General features: G+C 64.1%; 16 protein-coding genes. 14 read left to right on the top strand and 2 right to left on the bottom strand.

The window, feature by feature from the left end; translation table 11 throughout:
- Window positions 1–18: 18 nt before the first annotated feature.
- Genes O3298_RS07095 through O3298_RS07085 form a run of 3 tightly spaced genes read left to right on the top strand, consistent with a single transcriptional unit; the run spans window position 19 to window position 2,748 of the window.
- Window positions 19–1,032 carry an ABC transporter substrate-binding protein gene (locus O3298_RS07095; protein WP_369811501.1) on the top strand — a complete coding sequence of 338 codons (1,014 nt, stop codon included), beginning with the start codon at window positions 19–21 and terminating at the stop codon, window positions 1,030–1,032.
- A gap of 1 nt (window position 1,033) precedes the next feature.
- Complete coding sequence (locus O3298_RS07090) at window positions 1,034–1,879, top strand: ABC transporter ATP-binding protein (protein ID WP_305058862.1); 846 nt, start codon at window positions 1,034–1,036, stop codon at window positions 1,877–1,879.
- Window positions 1,876–2,748, top strand: a complete 873-nt coding sequence (locus O3298_RS07085) for an ABC transporter permease (RefSeq protein ID WP_305058861.1) — start codon at window positions 1,876–1,878, stop codon at window positions 2,746–2,748. The genes O3298_RS07090 and O3298_RS07085 overlap by 4 nt, the downstream gene beginning before the upstream one ends.
- Here O3298_RS07085 and O3298_RS07080 read toward each other — a convergent pair whose 3' ends face one another.
- The gene (locus tag O3298_RS07080; RefSeq protein WP_099666334.1) at window positions 2,749–3,636 is read right to left on the bottom strand and encodes an HTH-type transcriptional regulator ArgP; all 888 of its coding nucleotides are present in this window, start codon (window positions 3,634–3,636) and stop codon (window positions 2,749–2,751) included.
- 144 nt (window positions 3,637–3,780) lie between these two features.
- On the opposite strand from O3298_RS07080, the gene O3298_RS07075 reads away from it, so the two are divergent.
- From O3298_RS07075 to O3298_RS07055, 5 genes are all read left to right on the top strand, one after another.
- The gene (locus O3298_RS07075) at window positions 3,781–6,243 is read left to right on the top strand and encodes a penicillin-binding protein 1A (protein ID WP_305058860.1); all 2,463 of its coding nucleotides are present in this window, start codon (window positions 3,781–3,783) and stop codon (window positions 6,241–6,243) included.
- Window positions 6,244–6,247: 4 nt separating this feature from the next.
- On the top strand, window positions 6,248–6,871 hold the full coding sequence (locus O3298_RS07070; protein ID WP_099376350.1) for a trimeric intracellular cation channel family protein: 624 nt from the start codon (window positions 6,248–6,250) through the stop codon (window positions 6,869–6,871).
- 96 nt (window positions 6,872–6,967) lie between these two features.
- Window positions 6,968–8,848, top strand: coding sequence for a beta-propeller domain-containing protein (locus O3298_RS07065; protein WP_305058859.1), 1,881 nt, complete (start codon window positions 6,968–6,970; stop codon window positions 8,846–8,848).
- 49 nt (window positions 8,849–8,897) lie between these two features.
- Window positions 8,898–9,464, top strand: coding sequence for a sigma-70 family RNA polymerase sigma factor (locus tag O3298_RS07060; RefSeq protein ID WP_289917619.1), 567 nt, complete (start codon window positions 8,898–8,900; stop codon window positions 9,462–9,464).
- Window positions 9,461–10,219 (top strand): hypothetical protein, encoded by a 759-nt coding sequence (locus O3298_RS07055; RefSeq protein ID WP_289917618.1) that lies wholly within the window; start codon window positions 9,461–9,463, stop codon window positions 10,217–10,219. Before O3298_RS07060 ends, O3298_RS07055 begins: the two co-directional genes overlap by 4 nt.
- Before the next feature lie 6 nt (window positions 10,220–10,225).
- Here O3298_RS07055 and O3298_RS07050 read toward each other — a convergent pair whose 3' ends face one another.
- A complete protein-coding gene (locus tag O3298_RS07050) occupies window positions 10,226–11,371 on the bottom strand; it encodes an MFS transporter (protein ID WP_289917616.1) in 1,146 nt (381 codons plus the stop codon).
- A gap of 284 nt (window positions 11,372–11,655) precedes the next feature.
- On the opposite strand from O3298_RS07050, the gene O3298_RS07045 reads away from it, so the two are divergent.
- The 6 genes from O3298_RS07045 to O3298_RS07020 all read left to right on the top strand — a co-directional run bounded on the left by O3298_RS07045 (window position 11,656) and on the right by O3298_RS07020 (window position 18,411).
- Window positions 11,656–12,423 carry a gamma-glutamyl-gamma-aminobutyrate hydrolase family protein gene (locus O3298_RS07045; protein ID WP_289903295.1) on the top strand — a complete coding sequence of 256 codons (768 nt, stop codon included), beginning with the start codon at window positions 11,656–11,658 and terminating at the stop codon, window positions 12,421–12,423.
- Window positions 12,424–12,490: 67 nt separating this feature from the next.
- Window positions 12,491–13,861: a glutamine synthetase family protein gene (locus O3298_RS07040; RefSeq protein WP_034788700.1), complete on the top strand. Its 1,371-nt coding sequence runs from the start codon at window positions 12,491–12,493 to the stop codon at window positions 13,859–13,861.
- A 12-nt stretch (window positions 13,862–13,873) separates the two neighbouring features.
- Window positions 13,874–15,328 (top strand): aspartate aminotransferase family protein, encoded by a 1,455-nt coding sequence (locus tag O3298_RS07035; RefSeq protein WP_305058858.1) that lies wholly within the window; start codon window positions 13,874–13,876, stop codon window positions 15,326–15,328.
- Window positions 15,329–15,471: 143 nt separating this feature from the next.
- Window positions 15,472–16,620, top strand: a complete 1,149-nt coding sequence (locus O3298_RS07030) for an ABC transporter ATP-binding protein (RefSeq protein ID WP_305058857.1) — start codon at window positions 15,472–15,474, stop codon at window positions 16,618–16,620.
- A gap of 7 nt (window positions 16,621–16,627) precedes the next feature.
- On the top strand, window positions 16,628–17,569 hold the full coding sequence (locus O3298_RS07025; protein ID WP_251350108.1) for an ABC transporter permease subunit: 942 nt from the start codon (window positions 16,628–16,630) through the stop codon (window positions 17,567–17,569).
- A complete protein-coding gene (locus O3298_RS07020) occupies window positions 17,566–18,411 on the top strand; it encodes an ABC transporter permease (RefSeq protein ID WP_305058856.1) in 846 nt (281 codons plus the stop codon). The genes O3298_RS07025 and O3298_RS07020 overlap by 4 nt, the downstream gene beginning before the upstream one ends.
- Window positions 18,412–18,415 lie beyond the last annotated feature (4 nt).

Below are 18,415 nucleotides of genomic sequence, written 5' to 3'. Positions count from 1 at the left end.
CTGACTCAAGGAGTGTCCATGTTGCCGATCTTTAGCTTTGCCCGCCGCCTGCTCGCCACCATCGCCCTGCTGTGCATGGCCATGCCCATGGCCCGGGCCGAAGGGCAGATTCGCATCGCGGGCCAGCATGGCATCACCTTCTTGCTGCTCAATATTGCGCAGGAACAAAAGCTGATCGAAAAGCATGGCAAGCAGCAGGGCGTCGATGTCAAAGTCGATTGGATCACCCTGTCCGGCGGGCCGGCGATCAATGATGCTTTGTTGTCGGGCAACATCGATATCGCGGGGGCCGGGCTGGGGCCGCTGCTGACCATCTGGGACCGCACCAAGGGAAGGCAGAACGTGCGCGGCGTGGCTTCGCTGGGCAATTTTCCCTACTATTTGATCAGCAACAACCCCAAGGTAAAAACCCTGGCGGACTTGACGGACAAGGACCGCATCGCCTTGCCCGCCGTGTCCGTTTCCGTGCAGGCGCGCATCTTGCAAATGGCGGTGGCGAAGCAGTGGGGCGACAAGGAATTCGCCCGCCTCGATAAGATCACGCAAACCCTGCCGCACCCGGACGCGGCGGCCGCCATCATCGCCGGCGGCACGGAGCTGACCGGCCACTTCGGCAATTCGCCGTTCCAGGAACAGGAACTGGCGCAAAACCCGAACGCCCACATCATCCTGAACTCGTACGACGTGCAAGGCGGGCCAAGCTCGTCGACCCTGCTGTATGCGACGGAAAAGTATCGCAAGGACAATCCGAAGACTTACCGCGCCTTCATCGCCGCCTTGGCGGAAGCGGCGCAGTATGCGAGCAGCAATCCGCAAGGCGCGGCCGACATCTATATCAAGGTCAACAAGAGCAAGGTAGACCGCAACCTGCTGCTGAAAATCTTTGCGAATCCGCAAGTGCAATTCAAGATCTCGCCGCAAAACACCCATGGCCTGGCGCAATTTTTGCACCGCGTGAACGCCATCCGCAACCTGCCTGACAGCTGGCGCGACTACTTCTTTGACGACCCTGCCATTACGCAAGGAGGCTGACATGAACGCACCCGCTTTTCACCTGGTACGTCCGCCAGTCGCCTTACAGCCTTTGCTCAGCGTCAAGAATGTCAGCCTGGAATATCGGACCGAACAGCGCACCGTGCGCGCCACGCATGACGTCAGTTTCGACGTATTCCGCGGCGACCGTTTTGTGCTTCTGGGGCCATCCGGCTGCGGCAAATCGTCCTTGCTGAAAGCCGTGGCTGGCTTCATCGCGCCGCGTGCGGGCAGCATCGCCATGCAGGGCCAGCCCATCCAGAAACCGGGGCCGGACCGTGTCGTCGTGTTCCAGGAATTCGACCAGTTACCGCCATGGAAGACCGTGCTGGAAAACGTCATGTTCCCCTTGCTGGCCAGCAAGCGCCTGGACAAGGTGGCGGCCCGCGAGCGTGCCCATCACTGGATCGCCAAGGTGGGCCTGGCCGGTTTCGAGGATGCCCATCCGCATACCTTGTCGGGCGGCATGAAGCAGCGGGTGGCCATCGCCCGCGCCCTGGCCATGCAGCCGGAAGTGCTGTTGATGGACGAGCCGTTTGCCGCCCTCGACGCCTTGACGCGGCGCAAGATGCAGGAAGAGCTGAGCCGCTTGTGGGAAGAGCTGCGTTTTACGCTCGTGTTCGTCACGCATTCGATCGAGGAAGCCTTGGTCGTGGGCAACCGCATCCTGCTGCTGTCGCCACATCCGGGCCGCGTGCGCGCCGAACTGAACAGTCACCAGTTCGGCCTGCACAGCGCCGGCAGCGCGGAATTCCAGGCTGCCAGCAGCCGCATCCATGGTTTGCTGTTCGATGAGGACGTTGCTCCCGCCCAGCAAGCTGACGCGGCACGCAGGGAGGCCGTATGAGCGCGCTGTTGGAACCGCCCATCCGCCAGGAATTCGTCTACGCGGCGCCGCCGCCGGCCGGCGTTACCGTCGAGCGGCCGCTGTCGCGCTGCCAGCGCCTGGGCCAGCATGCGTTATGGCGCAAGGCCTTGATTTTGCTCAGCCTGGCCTTGCTGTGGGAAGGCGCGGCGCGCTGGACGCACAACGATTTATTGTTGCCCAGTTTTTTGCAGACGGCGCAGGCATTCATCGGCGGCATCGCCAGCGGCGAATTGCTCACGCGTACGGCCGCATCCCTGGTCGTCTTGCTGCAGGGCTATGCCATGGGCGTGCTGGCTGCCTTTGTGCTGACCTTGCTGGCCGTGTCCAGCCGCATCGGGCGCGACGTGCTGGAAACCCTGACGGCCATGTTGAATCCCTTGCCAGCCATCGCCTTGCTGCCGCTGGCCTTGCTGTGGTTCGGCCTGGGGCGCGCCAGTTTGATCTTTGTCATCGTCCATTCCGTGATGTGGCCGCTGGCCCTGAACACGTACGCGGGCTTCCAGGGCGTGCCCGACACCCTGCGTATGGCGGGCCGCAATTACGGCTTGAACGGCTTGCGCCTGGTGCTGCACATCCTCGTGCCGGGCGCCTTGCCCTCGATTGTCTCGGGCCTCAAGATCGGCTGGGCGTTTGCCTGGCGCACCCTGATCGCGGCCGAGCTGGTATTCGGCACCACGTCGGGCCAGGGCGGCCTGGGCTGGTACATTTTCCAGAACCGCAACGAGCTGTACACGGACAAGGTGTTCGCGGGACTGGCAGCCGTCATCGTCATCGGCTTGCTGGTGGAAAACATCGGCTTTCGCAGCCTGGAACGCGTGACTCTCAAGCGCTGGGGCATGCAGCGATAGCTATTTCAGCATGCTGCGTGCCGCCGCGACGATTTGCCGCGACAGCTGCTCCAGGCGCGGCGACTGCACCTTCCACGTATGCCAGTACAGGGCCACGTCGGCCGGGGTCTTGGGCGTGAGCATTTCCACCAGCTCGCCATCCGTATTCGCTTTCAGCAGCAGCTCAGGCACCATGCCGTAGCCGAGGCCGTAGCGGATGGCGTTGAAGTGCGAGGTGGCGCCCGGCACGTAATGGCAGGGGTAGGCCCCTTCGGGCAAGCCCAGCGCCTCTTGCAGGAACGACGATTGCAGGGTGTCCTTGCGCGTGTAGGCGACGACGGGCGCCGTGCGCGCCGCCTTGCGCGTCAGCCCGTGCGCGAACCACTGCTGGCGGAACGCTGGCGTGGCCACCAGCCAGTAGCGCATCACGCCCAGCGGCTCGGCCGTGCAGCCGCGCATGGGCTTGGGCTCCGTGCTGATGCAGCCGATCGCCATGCCCGTTTCCAGCAAGGTGTAGGTGTGGTCCTGGTCTTCCACGGTCAAGTCCAGCAGCACGCGCTCGCGTATCAGCACCTCGGACAGGGCTGGGAAGAACCAGGTGCCCATCGAGTCCGCGTTCAGCGCCAGCACCAGGGTCAGCGGGGCATCCTGCTGCACCGCCAGTTCCGCCTGCAAGTCCGCTTCCAGCAGCTTGGCCCGCTTCAGATACTGCATCAGCCGCTGGCCCATGCGCGTGGCGCGAGCGGGACGGCTGCGCACGATCAGGGCGTTGCCCAGCTGGCTTTCCAGCGCCCGCACCCGCTGCGAAATGGCGGGCGACGTCAGATGCAGCCGCAGCGCCGCCTGCTCGAAGCTGCCCGTTTCGACGACGGCGCGGAACGCTTCCGTGTGCTTGGGATTGAGGTCCATGGTGCGCGCCTAACATAAGAAAAATTTATCAATACTAAATAATACTTACTTTTTATAAGGATAGGTGTGTTGCAGTGCACAATACCTCTTTGATGGAGTGCCGCGCGCCAGCGTGCGGCCTCCTGGCAGCAAAGGAATGACAATATGGAAACGCAAGATACGGCGCAAGACAGCTCGCAAGACAGCGGCAAAGACGGCGCCACGGCGCGCAAGCCGCCATCCAAGCTGGCGCGCAATCTGAAATTCGGCCTGGGACTGACTCTGGGCCTGGGCTTGTCCGCAGCCATGGCGGGCGGCTGGTGGCTGCGCCAGGCGTGGCAGGATTTGCCCGCCGTCGAGCACCTGGCCCAGTACAAGCCCGCGCTGCCGCTGCGCATTTTCTCCAGCGAAGGTGAGCTGCTGGCCGAATACGGCGAAGAGCGCCGCGAATTCCTGCCCTTGAAGGAGATCCCCCTGCGCATGCGCCAGGCCCTGCTGGCCATCGAGGATGCGCGCTTCTACGAACACGGCGCCGTCGATTTCTATGGCCTCACGCGCGCCACGCTCGCCAATGTCGTCACGGGCCACCATGCGCAGGGCGCCAGCACCATCACCATGCAGGTGGCGCGCGACTTCTTCCTGTCGCGCGAAAAGACCGTGCAGCGCAAGCTGACGGAGATGCTGCTCGCCTACAAGCTGGAACAGCACTATGGCAAGGACAAGCTGCTGGAACTGTATATGAACCAGATTTACCTGGGCGAACGCTCCTACGGTTTTTCCGCTGCCTCGAACATCTATTTCGACAAGCCGCTGGCCGACGTCAGCATCGCCGAAGCAGCCATGCTGGCCGGCTTGCCGAAGGCGCCGTCGGCCTACAACCCCGTCGCCAATCCGCAGCGCGCCACCGTGCGCCAGCACTACATCCTGCAGCGCATGCGCGAACTCGGTTACATCACGCCAGCCGAATACACGGCCGCCGTGGCGGAAAAACTGGCCCTGAACAAGGACCGCAACAGCTCCGTGCACGCGGCCGCGTATGCGGTCGAAGAAGCGCGCCAATTGATCCTGCAAAGCTATCCCGAGGGCGCCTACAGCATGGGCCTGGACGTGACGACGACCATCCGCATGGCGCCGCAGCGGGCGGCCGACAGGTCGCTGCGCGATGGTTTGCTGAATGCGCAGGCACGGCGCGGCTACCGTGGCCCGGAAGCGCGCCTGGCCGCCTCCGAAGACAGCGTGGCGCGCCAGCTGGCCGCCTATCCGGACAGCGGTGAATTGCGCGCCGCGCTGGTGCGCAAGGTGGAGACGAGCGGCACGCGCCAGGTCAAGGCGCAGCTGCGCAATGGCGACGAGATCGTGCTGACGGCATCGGATGCGCGCCTGGGCGGCAAGCTGCAGTGGGATGGCAAGCGCGCCATCGTCGAGGGCAGCGTGATCCGCGTGGTGCACGACGCGGCAAAGAACCGCTGGCTGGTGAGCCAGTTGCCCGAGATGGAAGGCGCACTGATTTCCGTCGAGGCGCACAGCGGCGAAATCGTCGCCATGGCGGGCGGCTTCGATTTCTACCGCAACCACTACAACCACGCCATGCAAGCCTACCGCCAGCCCGGTTCCAGCTTCAAGCCCTTCGTGTATTCGGCGGCGCTGGAAAAGGGATATTTCCCCGGCACGGCCGTGGACGATACGCAGCGCCTGCTGCTGCCGCAGGAAACGGGCGCGCAGCCTTGGCGTCCGCGCAATTACGGCAATAACTATGAAGGCTTCATCAGCGTGCGGCGGGGCCTCGTGCGCTCGAAAAACCTGGTGGCCGTCAGCCTGATGCAGGCGGCCGGTCCAGGCTATGTGCAGCACTATGCCACGCGCTTCGGTTTCGAGAGCGCGCGCAATCCCGTTTCCTTGCCGCTGGCGCTGGGCGCGGGTGCCGTCACGCCGCTGCAGCTGGCGCAATCGTATGCCGTGTTCGCCAATGGCGGCATGCAGATGTCGCCGAAATTGATCAAGGAAGTGCGCAGCCGCAGCGGAGAAGTGCTGTTCAGCGATGCGGCGCCACGCGCCAAGGGAGAACCGGCGCCGGGCAGGCAAGTCATCACCACGCGCAATGCCTACGTCATGGACAGCATGCTGCGCGACGTCGTCAAGAGCGGCACGGGCCGTGGCGCGCTGGCACTGGGACGCGGCGACGCGGCCGGCAAGACGGGAACATCCAACAACGCGTATGACGCCTGGTTCGCCGGCTATTCCTCGGGCCTCGTCTCCGTCGTCTGGCTCGGCTACGACCAGCCCAAGAGCCTGGGCAACGCCACCGGGGGTACCCTGGCGCTGCCTGTCTGGCGCGATTACATGCAGGTGGCCGTGCAGGGACGCCGCGAACAGGTGCTGGCCGAACCGGCAGGCCTGTCCCTGCTCGACGGCGATTACGTGTATGCCGAATACCTGGCCGGCGACTGCCTGAAGGATAACTTTGCCTTTATCCACAGCAGCGTCAGCTGCGGCAGCCTGGGGGCGGATACACGCATGGCGCACGACGATGCTGGCAACGGCGGCTCCAGTACGGGCACGAACGAGGCGCGCACCCTGAGCGAAGCGCGCGAACGCGAACAAATTCTCAAATCATTTTCGGAAGAGTAAGAGCATGCTGTTATATACGATTTACCTGGTGGCGATTGTCGCCGAAGCGATGTCCGGCGCCATCATGGGCATGCGGCGCGGCATGGATTTGTTCGGCATCTGCATGATCGGCACCGTCACGGCGCTCGGTGGCGGCACGGTGCGCGACGTGCTGCTGGGGCACTATCCACTGGGCTGGATCGCGCATCCCGAGTACCTGCTGTTTACCATCGGCGCGGCCGTCGTCACGGCCTTTGTCGCGCGCTACCTGCACCATCTGCGCGCCGTCTTCCTGCTGGTCGATGGCTTGGGCCTGGTGGCGTTTTGCGTGATCGGTTGCGACATCGCTATGTCGGCCAAGATGCATCCTGCCATCGTCGTGCTGGCGGGGATGATCACGGGCGTTTTCGGCGGCCTGCTGCGCGATATCCTGTGCAACCAGATTCCCCTCGTGCTGCAGCGTGAAGTGTATGCCACCGTGGCCCTGTTTACGGGCAGCCTGTATGTCGGCCTGCTGTACTTCAAGGTCGACAGCTCCGTGGCGCAACTAGCATCCATCGGCGCCGGTTTCCTGTTCCGTTTCCTGGCGTTGCACTTCGAGTGGCGCCTGCCGAATTTCAATGGCGACCGGATTCGCGGATTTGAATAGGGCGCTGGCTTCCTGAATATTTTTACGCGCATTTAACCCCTTTTTCTCCGCCGCTGCGTTTCATGTTGGACACCCCAGCCAACCGGAGAAGAAGCGATGTCCAGCGCCCTCAAGATCACATTGATACTGTCCCTGCTGCTGTCGGCGGGCTGCCACGCCGCCGGCATGGCGCCGCGCAAGACCCTGGCGCCGTTTGCCAGCGAGCAGGCCTTGAGCAGCTACCTGCAGCAGTTGCAATCGCGCCAGGCGGCACAGCAAAGGGAACAGCAGAAACTGCAGGGCGCCACGGCGCAGTACATGTCGGCGCCACCGCCTGCGCCGATGGTGGCGAAAGCCGCGCCGGCAGCGTCGGCAGAAGCGGCGGAATCCGTCACCAATGTGCAGACGGCGGGCGTGGACGAAGGCGGCATCGTCAAGCTGCATGGCAAGCACCTGGTGATGCTCAGGCGCGGCAAGCTGTTCACCGTGCAGGTGGGTGGCAAGGCCCTGCAGCCTGTCGCCTCGCTCGACGCGTTCGCGCCGGGCAGCGACCCTTCCGGCAGCTGGTATGACGAGATGCTGATCGATGGCGACACGGTGGTGGTGATCGGCTACAGCTACAGCCGGGGCGGCACGGAGATCGGCCTGTTCGACATCGATGGGGACGGCAAGCTGGCCTACCGTGCCACCTACCACTTGCGCTCCAACGACTATTACTCGTCGCGCAATTACGCGAGCCGCTTGATCGGCAGCAAGCTGGTGTTTTACTCGCCCCTGTCGCTGAACTTGCGCCGTGGCGACCCGTTCGGCGGCTTTCCCGCCCTGCGCCGCTGGCGTCCCGACGCCGTACCATCGGACTTCAAGCGCATCGCCCCAGCCACGCGCATCTACCGCACCGACGAAGACCCCGAGATGGGCGCCGGCCTGACCCTGCATACGGTCACCGTGTGCGACCTGGCGCAGCGCGACATGCGCTGTGAAGCTACCGCCGTGATGGGACCGCAGGGGCGCGTGTTCTATGTGTCGGGCGAATCCGTCTTTGTCTGGACCACGCGGCGCGGCAGCGACTCGGGCGTGTTCCGCATCCCCCTCGATGGCACGGCGCCCAGCGCCCTGAAGGTGGCGGGCGCGCCCGTCGACCAGTTCTCGTTCCTGGAAAGCGCGGATGGCCACCTGAACGTCCTGCTGCGCGCAGAAGGCCAGGGCGACGCCATGTGGGATGGCACGCGTGGCCGAGGCGACATGGCCTTGCTGCGCGTGCCATTGGCGTCGTTTTCCGATGGCCGCGACAGTGCGCCAGCCAGCAGCTACAAGGCGCTGCCCGGTGGCGGCGGCTACGGGCTGCAGAACCGTTATGTGGGCGCCTATCTGTTGTACGGTAATCCGGGCAATCCCGGACGCCGCAAGGCCGACCAGGCCTGGCCGCGCCAGCCCCTGTATGCCGTACGCTGGGCCGATGGGGGCAGCGTGCAAGCCTTGTCCCTGCCGCACGGCGTGGAACGCATCGAGGCGCTGGGCGATGACGCCGTGGTGATCGGCGCGCAGGGCAAGGATCTGCACTTCAGCAGCATTCGCCTGGGAGCGCAGGCGGCGGTTGCCGCGCGCTATATCCGCGCCGATGCGGCGCAGGGCGAATCGCGCAGCCACGGCTTTTTCTACAAGCCGCAAGCGGCGGGGGAGGGGATGATCGGCCTGCCCATCCTGGGCGCGGACGAACGGCCAGGCTTGAACAAGTCATCGGCTTCCGTGCTGTACCTGCGCAACAGCGGCTTGCAATTGACGGAACTGGGCGCGCTGGCGGCGCGGCCCGGTCAGCCCCCGGACGACGGCTGCCGCGCGTCCTGCGTGGACTGGTATGGCAATGCGCGCCCCCTGTTCCTGCAGGGGCGGGTCTTCGCCCTGCTCGGCTATGAACTGGTGGAAGGAGCGCTCAAGGAAGGGCAGGTCCGCGAAGTGCGCCGCATCAGCTATGCGCCCATTGCATCCGCTTTACGCTGAAGGAGCAGGGAAATTGGCGCTGCCGCGTAGTTCGGCTACACTGCTTCGCATGCCCGACACCCTCATTACCGCGACGGATGAAGACCTGATGCTGCGTTATAGCGCCGGCGACCTGCCGTCGTTTCGCGAATTGTACCGGCGCCATAGCCTGGGACTGTACCGCTTCGTGGCCTGGCGCGCGCCGCGCCGCGCGTGGGTGGACGAGATCGTGCAGGATGCGTGGGCCAGCCTGCATGCGGCGCGCGCCGGCTACCAGCCGCAGGCCGCGTTTCGCACCTATCTGTACCAGATCGCGCGCAACCGCCTGATCGACCTGCTGCGCCAGCGGGAAGGACAGGAACACGACGACGTGGGCGAACTGATGGACGAGGGGGCATCGCCGCTGCAATCGCTGGAGCAGAAACAGCAGCACGCGTTGCTGCATGCGGCCATCGCCGCGCTGCCGGCCGAGCAAAAGGAAGCGCTAGTGCTGCAGCAGTTCAGCGGCATGAGCATTCTCGAGATCGCCGTGGTGACGGGGGCGGAAGCGGAAACCGTCAAGAGCCGGCTGCGCTACGCCATGCAGAAGTTGCGCGCGGGCTTGGACAGCGCCGCTGGCGCGGGAGGACAGGCATGAATACGCACAATCAAGATAACGACGAACGGCACGACGAGGAATTGAACGCGCTGCTGGCCAGCCTGCCGCAGCCCGCGCCTTCCAGCGCGCTCGATACGGTCATTCTGGCGGATGCGGAAAGAGCCTTGCAGCAGCCGGCGGCCGCGAACGACAGCGCCGATGGCGTGCTGCGCACCTTGCCCGCCAAGCAAGCACCGGACTACCTGCAGCGCTGGCGCGTTCCGCTGGGACTGGCCGCGGCCGTGCTGTTGACGGTCAACCTGATCGGCGTGGACTGGTTCGGCTCGAAGCCGGCGCAATTTCCCGTGGTCGGGGAACCGGTCACGCAGGAAGTGATGCCTGCCGCGGCGCCGGTGCCGCAGGCAGTCGTCTCCAGTCCACCCGCGCAGGCACCGGCGCCTGCGCCTGCACCGCGCGCCATGGCGGTAGCCAAGTCAGCGCCGACGGCTGAACTGGCAGCATCGCCGCCACCGCCGCCACCCACGGACATGCATCAGGCGATGGAGCCGCAAGCCGCCATGCAGGCCGAGGCCAGCATGCAGCGCGCGCTGGCCAAGCCCGCGCCCGTCGCGGCCCGCTCCGCGCCGATGCCGCCGCCCGCAAAGCTCGACGCTTCCGTGTGGCTGGTGAAGATCGACGCCCTCTTGAAGGCCGGCGAAGGCGCATTGGCACACGAGGAGTGGACGGCGTTCCGGCAGGCGTATCCCGATTATCCGGTGGCCGAGGAATTGCAGCGGCGCCTGGAAAAGAAGTAGCGGAAGTTAAACGATCCCCTTCCTGCGTTCCCACACGGCGCTGCCCACGAAAATGGCGGCGCACACCCACATCACGGCCGGCAGGGCGTTCACGCCCACCGATTGCATCAGGATTCCCGTCAGCAGGGGGCCGCCACCGCTGGTCACGCCCCAGGTGGCGTTGACGATGGCGCTGGCGCTGGTCAGTGACAGGCCCGTAAAACGCTCGCCGCACGCCACCAGCGCCAGCATGTAGATGCCGCCCGCCGCCGCGCCCAGCAACAGCAGCAAGGTCCACCACAGCCACGGCGTGCCGACGGCGAACGGCAGCAGCGGCAGCAGCAGGCAGACGGCCACGCCGCAGCCCGCGTGGACTTTGGCGCGGCCGAAGCGGTCGGCCATCCAGCCCAGCGCGAATTGCAGGCCCGTGTCGCCCACCAGTACCACGGTGGCCGACAGCAGGGCCAGGTCCGTGCCGATGCCGTGCTCCATCGCGTACAGGGGCAGCAAGCTTAATGCCAGCGTGTCGAACAGGGCGAAGAAGGCGGCGCCCAGCACGATCATCGGCATGCGCGGCAGGATCAGGGTCCATTTCACGCCATGTTCCTCCGGTTCGCGTTCCGGGCCGCTGTTCGAGATCAGCATCAATCCCGGCACGGCCAGCAAAAACAGCAGGCCGCAGGCGGCGAAGCTCCAGCTGATCTTGTCGTTGAACAGGGCCACGAGGGCGGGGCCGATCAGCTGGAAGAAGGTAAAACTGGTGGTGTACATGGCCACCACGCGTCCCCGCGAATTGTCGGGCGCCAGGCGGTTCACCCACGCTTCGCCGATGGTAAACAGCACGCCCATGGCGCCGCCGAACAGGAAGCGCAACACGCTCCACGCCAGCAGGTGGTCGGTGAACTGCATGGCGATCGTCGCCAGCGATGCCACCCACACGGCGCCCAGCATGGTGGCGCGCGCGCCGAAGCGTCCTACCCAGCGCGAGACGAACGGCGAGGCTGCCAGGATGCCGAGGGCGCTGACGGCCGTGATCATGCCGATGATGTCCGTGCCCACGCCGCGCTGGTGCAGGGTCAGCGCGGTGAGCGGCATGGTGGCGCCCAGGCCCAGGCCCACCACGCCGATGCTCACCACGAGGGCGAAGAAGTCGCGCCACGGCATGTGCTTCATGGTTGCTCCCATAGAGTGGAACAGGTATTTGGAAAGGCTGGAAAACGGTGTGGATGCATGGGAAAGTAAGAAGACTTTGCCGGTGGCGCTGGTATTTGGCGCCGGACGGGCATATGATGATTTTAACAAAGACAATATTGCAAAGCCGTAGTGTAGGCGATGTGTGCCGCCGCTGGCCACGGCCATCGGTGTGGCCGCCACTGCCGGCTCTGCTGTACAGTGAAGCGAGCGGCAGCGCCGTCATGGGCTGTCATTGGATCGTCACGCCAGCGAGGTAGCACTCTATGCGCCGTCCCATCGTTCTCGTCCCCGCCTGCCAGCGCCAGCTTGGCAGCCACATCTGGCACATGGCGCAGGACAAATACCTGCACGCCGTGCTGCGCGGCGCCGGCTGCATGCCGCTGCTGCTGCCCGCCCTGGGTGCGGATGCGGACCTGGAAGCGGCGCTGCACATCGCCGACGGCGTCATGCTGACCGGTTCCGCCTCGAACGTCGACGCGCGCCTGTATGGCGAAGACATCCTGCATCCCGACCTGCCGCAAGATCCCGCGCGCGACGCCACCACCTTGCCCCTGATCCGCGCCGCGCTGGCGCGCCAGCTGCCACTGCTGGCCATCTGCCGCGGCTTCCAGGAAGTCAACGTGGCCCTTGGCGGCAGCCTGCACCAGGCCGTGCACGTCGTGCCGGGCATGCAGGACCACAGGGAGAATGTGCTCGATCCCCTGGCGCGCCAGTACATGCCCGCGCACCGCATCAAGCTGATGCCCGAAGGCCTGCTGTCACGCCTGCTGGGCGGCGAGAGCGAGATGATGGTCAATTCCTTGCATGGCCAGGGCGTCGCCCGGCTGGCCGATGGCTTGCTGGTGGAAGCACTGGCCGACGACGGCCTGGTGGAAGCGTATAGCGTGGCCAGTGCCGCCGGTTTTACGCTGGCCGTGCAATGGCACCCGGAATGGCAGGTGGAAGACAACCCGCAGTCGATGCGGCTATTCGGCGCCTTTGGCCAGGCGTGCCGCGATTTCCAGGAACAGCAGCACAGGAATAAAGAATGACAGGCGCGCCGCACCGGCACCATGCGGCGCTTAATCAGGAAAAGCGCAAGACCAACGAGAGGGAAACATGGCAATACGCGAAAATTTCACCTATACGGATATGGATTTGTGGCTCAATGAAAAGCGCGTCACGGAAATCGAATGCCTGGTGCCCGATTTGACGGGCGTGGCGCGGGGGAAGATCCTGCCGCGCGGGAAATTTACCCAGGAGCGCGGCATGCGCATCCCGGAAGCGGTACTGGGCATGACGGTGACGGGCAATTACCCGGTCGATGATGGCGGCTATGACCGTGCCATTTCCAGCACCGACCGCGACATGATCTTGAAGGCTGATCCCACCACCATCACGATGGTACCGTGGGCCACGGATCCCACCGCGCAAGTCATCCACGACTGCTATTTTGCCGACGGCATGCTGGTCGATTTCGCGCCGCGCTCCGTGCTGCGCCGCGTGCTGAAACTGTATGCGGACAAGGGCTGGAAACCCGTGGTGGCGCCGGAACTGGAGTTCTACCTGACGGCGAAAAACACGGACCCGGACTTGCCCTTGAAGCCGCCCATCGGGCGCAGCGGCCGTGCCGAGACGAGCCGCCAGGTGTACAGCATCGACGCTGTCAACGAGTTCGATCCCCTGTTCGAGGATATCTACGACTATTGCGAATTGATGAACCTTGACGTCGATACCCTGATCCACGAGATCGGCGCAGGGCAAATGGAAATCAACTTCCTGCACGGCGATCCGCTGGGCCTGGCCGACAAGGTGTTTTTCTTCAAGCGCACCTTGCGCGAAGCTGCCCTGAAACACGATATGTATGCCACCTTCATGGCCAAGCCCATGGCGGGCGAACCGGGTTCCGCCATGCACGTGCACCAGAGCGTTGTCGATGCGAAGACGGGCCTGAACATTTTCAGCAACGAGGACGGTTCGGCTGCGCCCATCTTCAAGCATTACATCGCGGGCCTGCAGCGCTACATGCCATCGGCCATGGCCATCGTCGCGCCCTACGTGAATTCCTACCGTCGCATCGTGCGCCACACGGCCGCGCCCATCAACATTCAGTGGGGCCTGGATAACCGTACGGTGGGCTTCCGCGTGCCCGAATCGGGCGTGCAGGACCGGCGCGTGGAAAACCGCATCATCGGCGCCGACGCCAATCCCTACCTGGCGCTGGCCGTGACTCTGGCCTGCGGATACCTCGGCATGACGGAGCAGCTGGAAGCGACGCCGATGATGGTGGGCAGCGCCTACGACATGAAGTTCGAACTGCCGCAAGGCTTGCCCGAGGCTCTCCAGTTGCTGCGCGCGGAAGACAAGCTGCGCACGGTACTGGGCGAGCGCTTCATCGACGTGTATGCGGCCATCAAGGACCTGGAGCACCAGGAATTCATGACGGTGATCAGCCCGTGGGAGCGCGAACATCTTCTGCTCCACGTTTAAGAAAGGATCGCAATGAGCACAACCAACCATCCGCTGGCGCCGAGCGCCGCTTTTGTATCCTCCGTGGCGCAGAAAAACGCGGTGCCGCAGGTGTACGACACGGCCGCCATCCAGCAGATGGACTCGGCCCATTACCTGCACCCGTTCACCGATTTCCAGGACCTCGCCAGCAAGGGGGCGCGCGTGATCGTGCGCGGCGACGGTGTCTACCTGTGGGATAGCCAGGGCAAGAAAATCGTCGATGGCATGTCGGGCCTGTGGTGCGTGAACGTGGGTTATGGCCGCACGTCGATTTCGCAAGCCGTGTACCGGCAGATGGAAACGCTGCCCTTCTATAACAGCTTCTTTGGCACGACCAACGTGCCGGCCGCGCAGCTGGCGGCCAAGCTGGCGCAAATATCACCGTCGCATTTCCAGCACGTGTTCTTCACCAGCTCCGGCTCCGAGGGCAATGACACGAATTTGCGCATGGTGCGCCGCTACTGGGACATTCTTGGCCACAAGGAGCGCCACACCATCATCAGCCGCCACAATGCGTATCACGGCAGCACGGTGGCTGGAGCGTCGCTGGGCGGCATGGATGGCATGCATGCGCAGGGCGGTTTGCCCATCCCTGGTATCGCGCATATCGGCCAGCCGAATTACCTGGAATCGGGTCACGGCTTGAGTCCCGAGGAATTCGGTATCAAGGCGGCCGGCTGGCTGGAAGACAAAATCCTGGAAATCGGCGCCGACAAGGTGGCCGCTTTCATCGGCGAACCGGTACAGGGCGCCGGCGGCGTCATCATCCCGCCATCGACCTACTGGCCCGAGATTCAGCGTATCTGCGACAAGTACGGCATTTTGCTCATCGCCGATGAAGTCATCTGCGGATTCGGCCGCCTGGGGCGCTGGTTCGGCTCCGAACTGTTCGGCATCAAGCCCGACCTGATCACCTTTGCCAAGGGCGTCACCTCGGGCTATGTGCCGCTGGGCGGCGTGCTGGTGGGCGACAGGGTGGCCAAGGTGCTGATCGAGCAGGGAGGCGAATTCACGCACGGCTTCACGTATTCCGGCCACCCCGTGGCCTGCGCTGCCGCGCTGGAAAACATCCGCATCATCGAGGAGGAGCAACTGGTGGCGAAGGTGGCCGAGGATACGGGGCCGTACCTGAAACAGTGCTTCGCCAGCCTGGGCGAACACCCGCTGGTTGGCTATGCGGACAGCTGCGGCCTCGTCGCGGGCCTGAACCTGGTGCGTAAAAAGGGCGCCACCGTGCACGACAACGAGCTGTTCGACGAGGGCCAGGGCGTGGGCATGATCTGCCGCGGCCACATGTTCGACAACGGCGTCATCATGCGCGCCGTGGGCGAGCGCATGATCGTCGCGCCGCCCCTGGTCATGACGCGCGCGCAGATCGACGAGATGGTGGGCTTGATACGGGTGTGCCTCGACAAGACCTATGCGGACGTGAAAGCAAAGGGCTAGGTGTAGGTTTTTGCCCCATTTTGCCGCCATCTGCGCATTTTTTGGACCAGAATCGCGGCAGTTCCGCTAAACTTCTATCCTGGCCGCTCTTTGTAGCGGCCAGTTTTTCATTTTGACACCCTCTTACCCAGAAGCTACCCACAATGACGATAGCAACACCAGCCGCGTCGGCCAGTGACGCCCCAGCGCCTTTTTTGCTGATTGATCAACTGGTCAAGGAATTCGATGGCGTGCGCGCCGTCAATGACATTTCCGTGACGATCAACAAGGGCGAGATCTTCGCCTTGCTGGGCAGTTCAGGTTGCGGCAAGTCGACCCTGCTGCGCATGCTGGCCGGTTTCGAGACGCCGACGTCGGGCCGCATCGCCCTGGCGGGCAGCAGCATCGTCGATGTGCCGCCGCACCAGCGCCCCATCAACATGATGTTCCAGTCGTATGCGCTGTTCCCCCATTTGTCCGTGTGGGACAACATCGCCTTCGGCCTGCGCCGCGATGGATTGCCGAAAGTGGAGGTGGCGGCGCGCGTCGAGCAGATGCTGGCGCTGGTGCAGTTGGGCCAATACGCGAAGCGCAAGCCGCACCAGCTGTCGGGCGGCCAGCAGCAGCGCGTGGCGCTGGCGCGCAGCCTGGCCAAGCGGCCGCAATTGCTGCTGCTCGACGAGCCGCTGGGCGCGCTGGATAAAAAACTGCGCGAACGCACGCAGATGGAACTGGTGAACATCATCGAGCAGGTGGGCGTCACCTGCGTGATGGTCACGCACGACCAGGACGAGGCCATGAGCATGGCCACGCGCATCGCCGTCATGAGCGAAGGACGCATCCTGCAGGTGGGTGCGCCAGGCGAAATCTATGAAACGCCGAACTGCCGTTTCGTGGCCGACTTCATCGGCAGCGTGAACCTGTTCGATGGCCGCATCACGGAAGACGAACCGGATCACGTGATCATCGACACGCCCGACGGCCGCCAGTATGTCGCGCATGGCATCACGGGCAACCTGGGCATGGATGTCTCGGTGGCCGTGCGCCCCGAAAAAATCGGCATCCAGATCGAGCCTCCCGCCCTGGAGGAGCGCGCGTCGCCAGCGGAACATGGTTACAACTGCGCCCAGGGCGTGATCGTCGCCATGGCGTATTTTGGCAATGAAACCAGTTACCACGTGCGCCTCGACAGCGGCAGTGTGGTGAAAGTCTCGCGCACCAACGCGGCCCGCCACGATGTCTCGCGCCTCGAGCGCGAGCAGCGCGTGTGGGTCTGGTGGGATGGCGCCGACATCGTCGTGCTGACCAGCTGAGGCCATCATGACGCCTATTTTGCAATTGCTGCGCAATCTCGTCACCCTGCGCTGGATAACGGGGAAAAATGCGGGCCGCAACGTCGTCATCGCCGTGCCGTCGCTGTTCCTGGCGGCCGCTTTTCTGGTGCCCTTCCTGATCGTGTTGCGCATCAGCCTGTCCGACATGGACACAGCGGGCAGCCCGTTCGGCGGCTTGCTGTCGTATGTCGACGGCATCGTCGTGCTGAAGGTGAAAATCGCCAACTACCTGTTCATCGCCGCCGATGAACTGTATCTGCTCACCTATCTCAGTTCCATCAAGTACGCGGCCATTACCACGGCCATCTGCCTGTTTATCGGCTACCCGTTCGCCTACTTCATGGCGCGCGCCAAACCGTCGATCCGCCCCGTGCTGATGATGCTGGTGATGTTGCCGTTCTGGACTTCGTTCCTGCTGCGCGTGTATGCGTGGAAGGGCATCCTGGCCAATCACGGCTTGCTCAACGACTTGCTGATCGCGCTGGGCGTGGTGAGCGAACCGCTGCACATGATGAACACCTCGTTTTCCCTGGTGGTCGGCATGGTGTACGCCTATTTGCCCTTCATGATTTTGCCCCTGTACGCCAATCTGGTGAAAATGGACATGCGCTACCTGGAAGCGGCGGCCGACCTGGGCGCCACGCCATTGCAGGCGTTCTGGCGCATCACGGTGCCGCTGTCGAAGTCGGGCATCATCGCCGGCGCCATGCTGGTGTTCATCCCGTCCGTGGGCGAATACGTGATCCCCGAGCTGCTGGGCGGCCCGGAAACCCTGATGATCGGCAGGGTGCTGTGGGATGAGTACTTCACCAATAACGACTGGGCCATGGCTTCGTCGGTAACGGTGCTGGTGATCCTGCTGATCCTCGTGCCGATGGCCATTTTTAACAAATACAAGACGGACCAGGACGCGGAGGAGCGCACATGAACGGACGTAATTTCCTGCAGCGCTGGTTCGGGCGCGGCTGGCTCTCGCTCGGCTATCTGTTCCTGTACCTGCCCATCATCGTGCTGATCGTCTTTTCGTTCAACAGCTCGCGCCAGGACATGGTGTGGAGCGGCTTCTCGCTGCGCTGGTACAGCGAGCTGATGAGCGACACGGAAATCATCTCGGGTTTCGGTTTGTCCTTGAAGATCGCCTTCATGTCGGCGACATCTTCCGTCATCCTCGGCACGTTCGCCGCCTTCGCCTTGACCAGCTATCAGCGCTTCCGTGGCCGCACCGTGTTTTCCGCCATGGTCAGCGCGCCGCTGGTGATGCCGGAAGTGATCATCGGCCTGTCCCTGCTGCTGATGCTGGTGTCCATGCAAAAGGTCTTCGGTTTCCCCGAGCGGGGCGTGCTGACCATCTGGCTGGGCCACACCCTGCTGGGCATGGCGTATGCTGCCGTGGTGGTGCAGTCGCGCCTGCAGGAAATGAGCAAGTCGCTGGCCGAAGCGGCGATGGACCTGGGCTGCCGCGCGCACCAGGTGTTCTTCCTCGTGACCCTGCCGAACATTACGCAAGCCCTGGCATCGGCCTGGCTGCTGACATTTACCCTGTCGCTCGATGACGTGGTGCTGTCAGCCTTTTTGTCCGGCCCCGGCTCGACGACGATGCCGCTGGTGATCTTCTCTCGCGCGCGCCTGGGGCTCGATCCGCGCGTCAACGCCATCGCTGCGCTGACCATCCTCGTCGTGACGCTCGCCGTGATCGCGTATGCCGTGATGCTGGCGCGCGCCGACCGACGCCGCCGCAAGCAACTGTCTGCGGCGTATTCGGCGGACTAGGAGT

The sequence above is a fragment of the Janthinobacterium sp. SUN137 genome (genome assembly GCF_030587265.1).
GTDB classification, from domain to species: domain Bacteria; phylum Pseudomonadota; class Gammaproteobacteria; order Burkholderiales; family Burkholderiaceae_D; genus Janthinobacterium; species Janthinobacterium kumbetense.
Note: the sequence above shows the minus strand (reverse complement) of the source record. Positions and strands in the feature narration are given on the sequence as shown.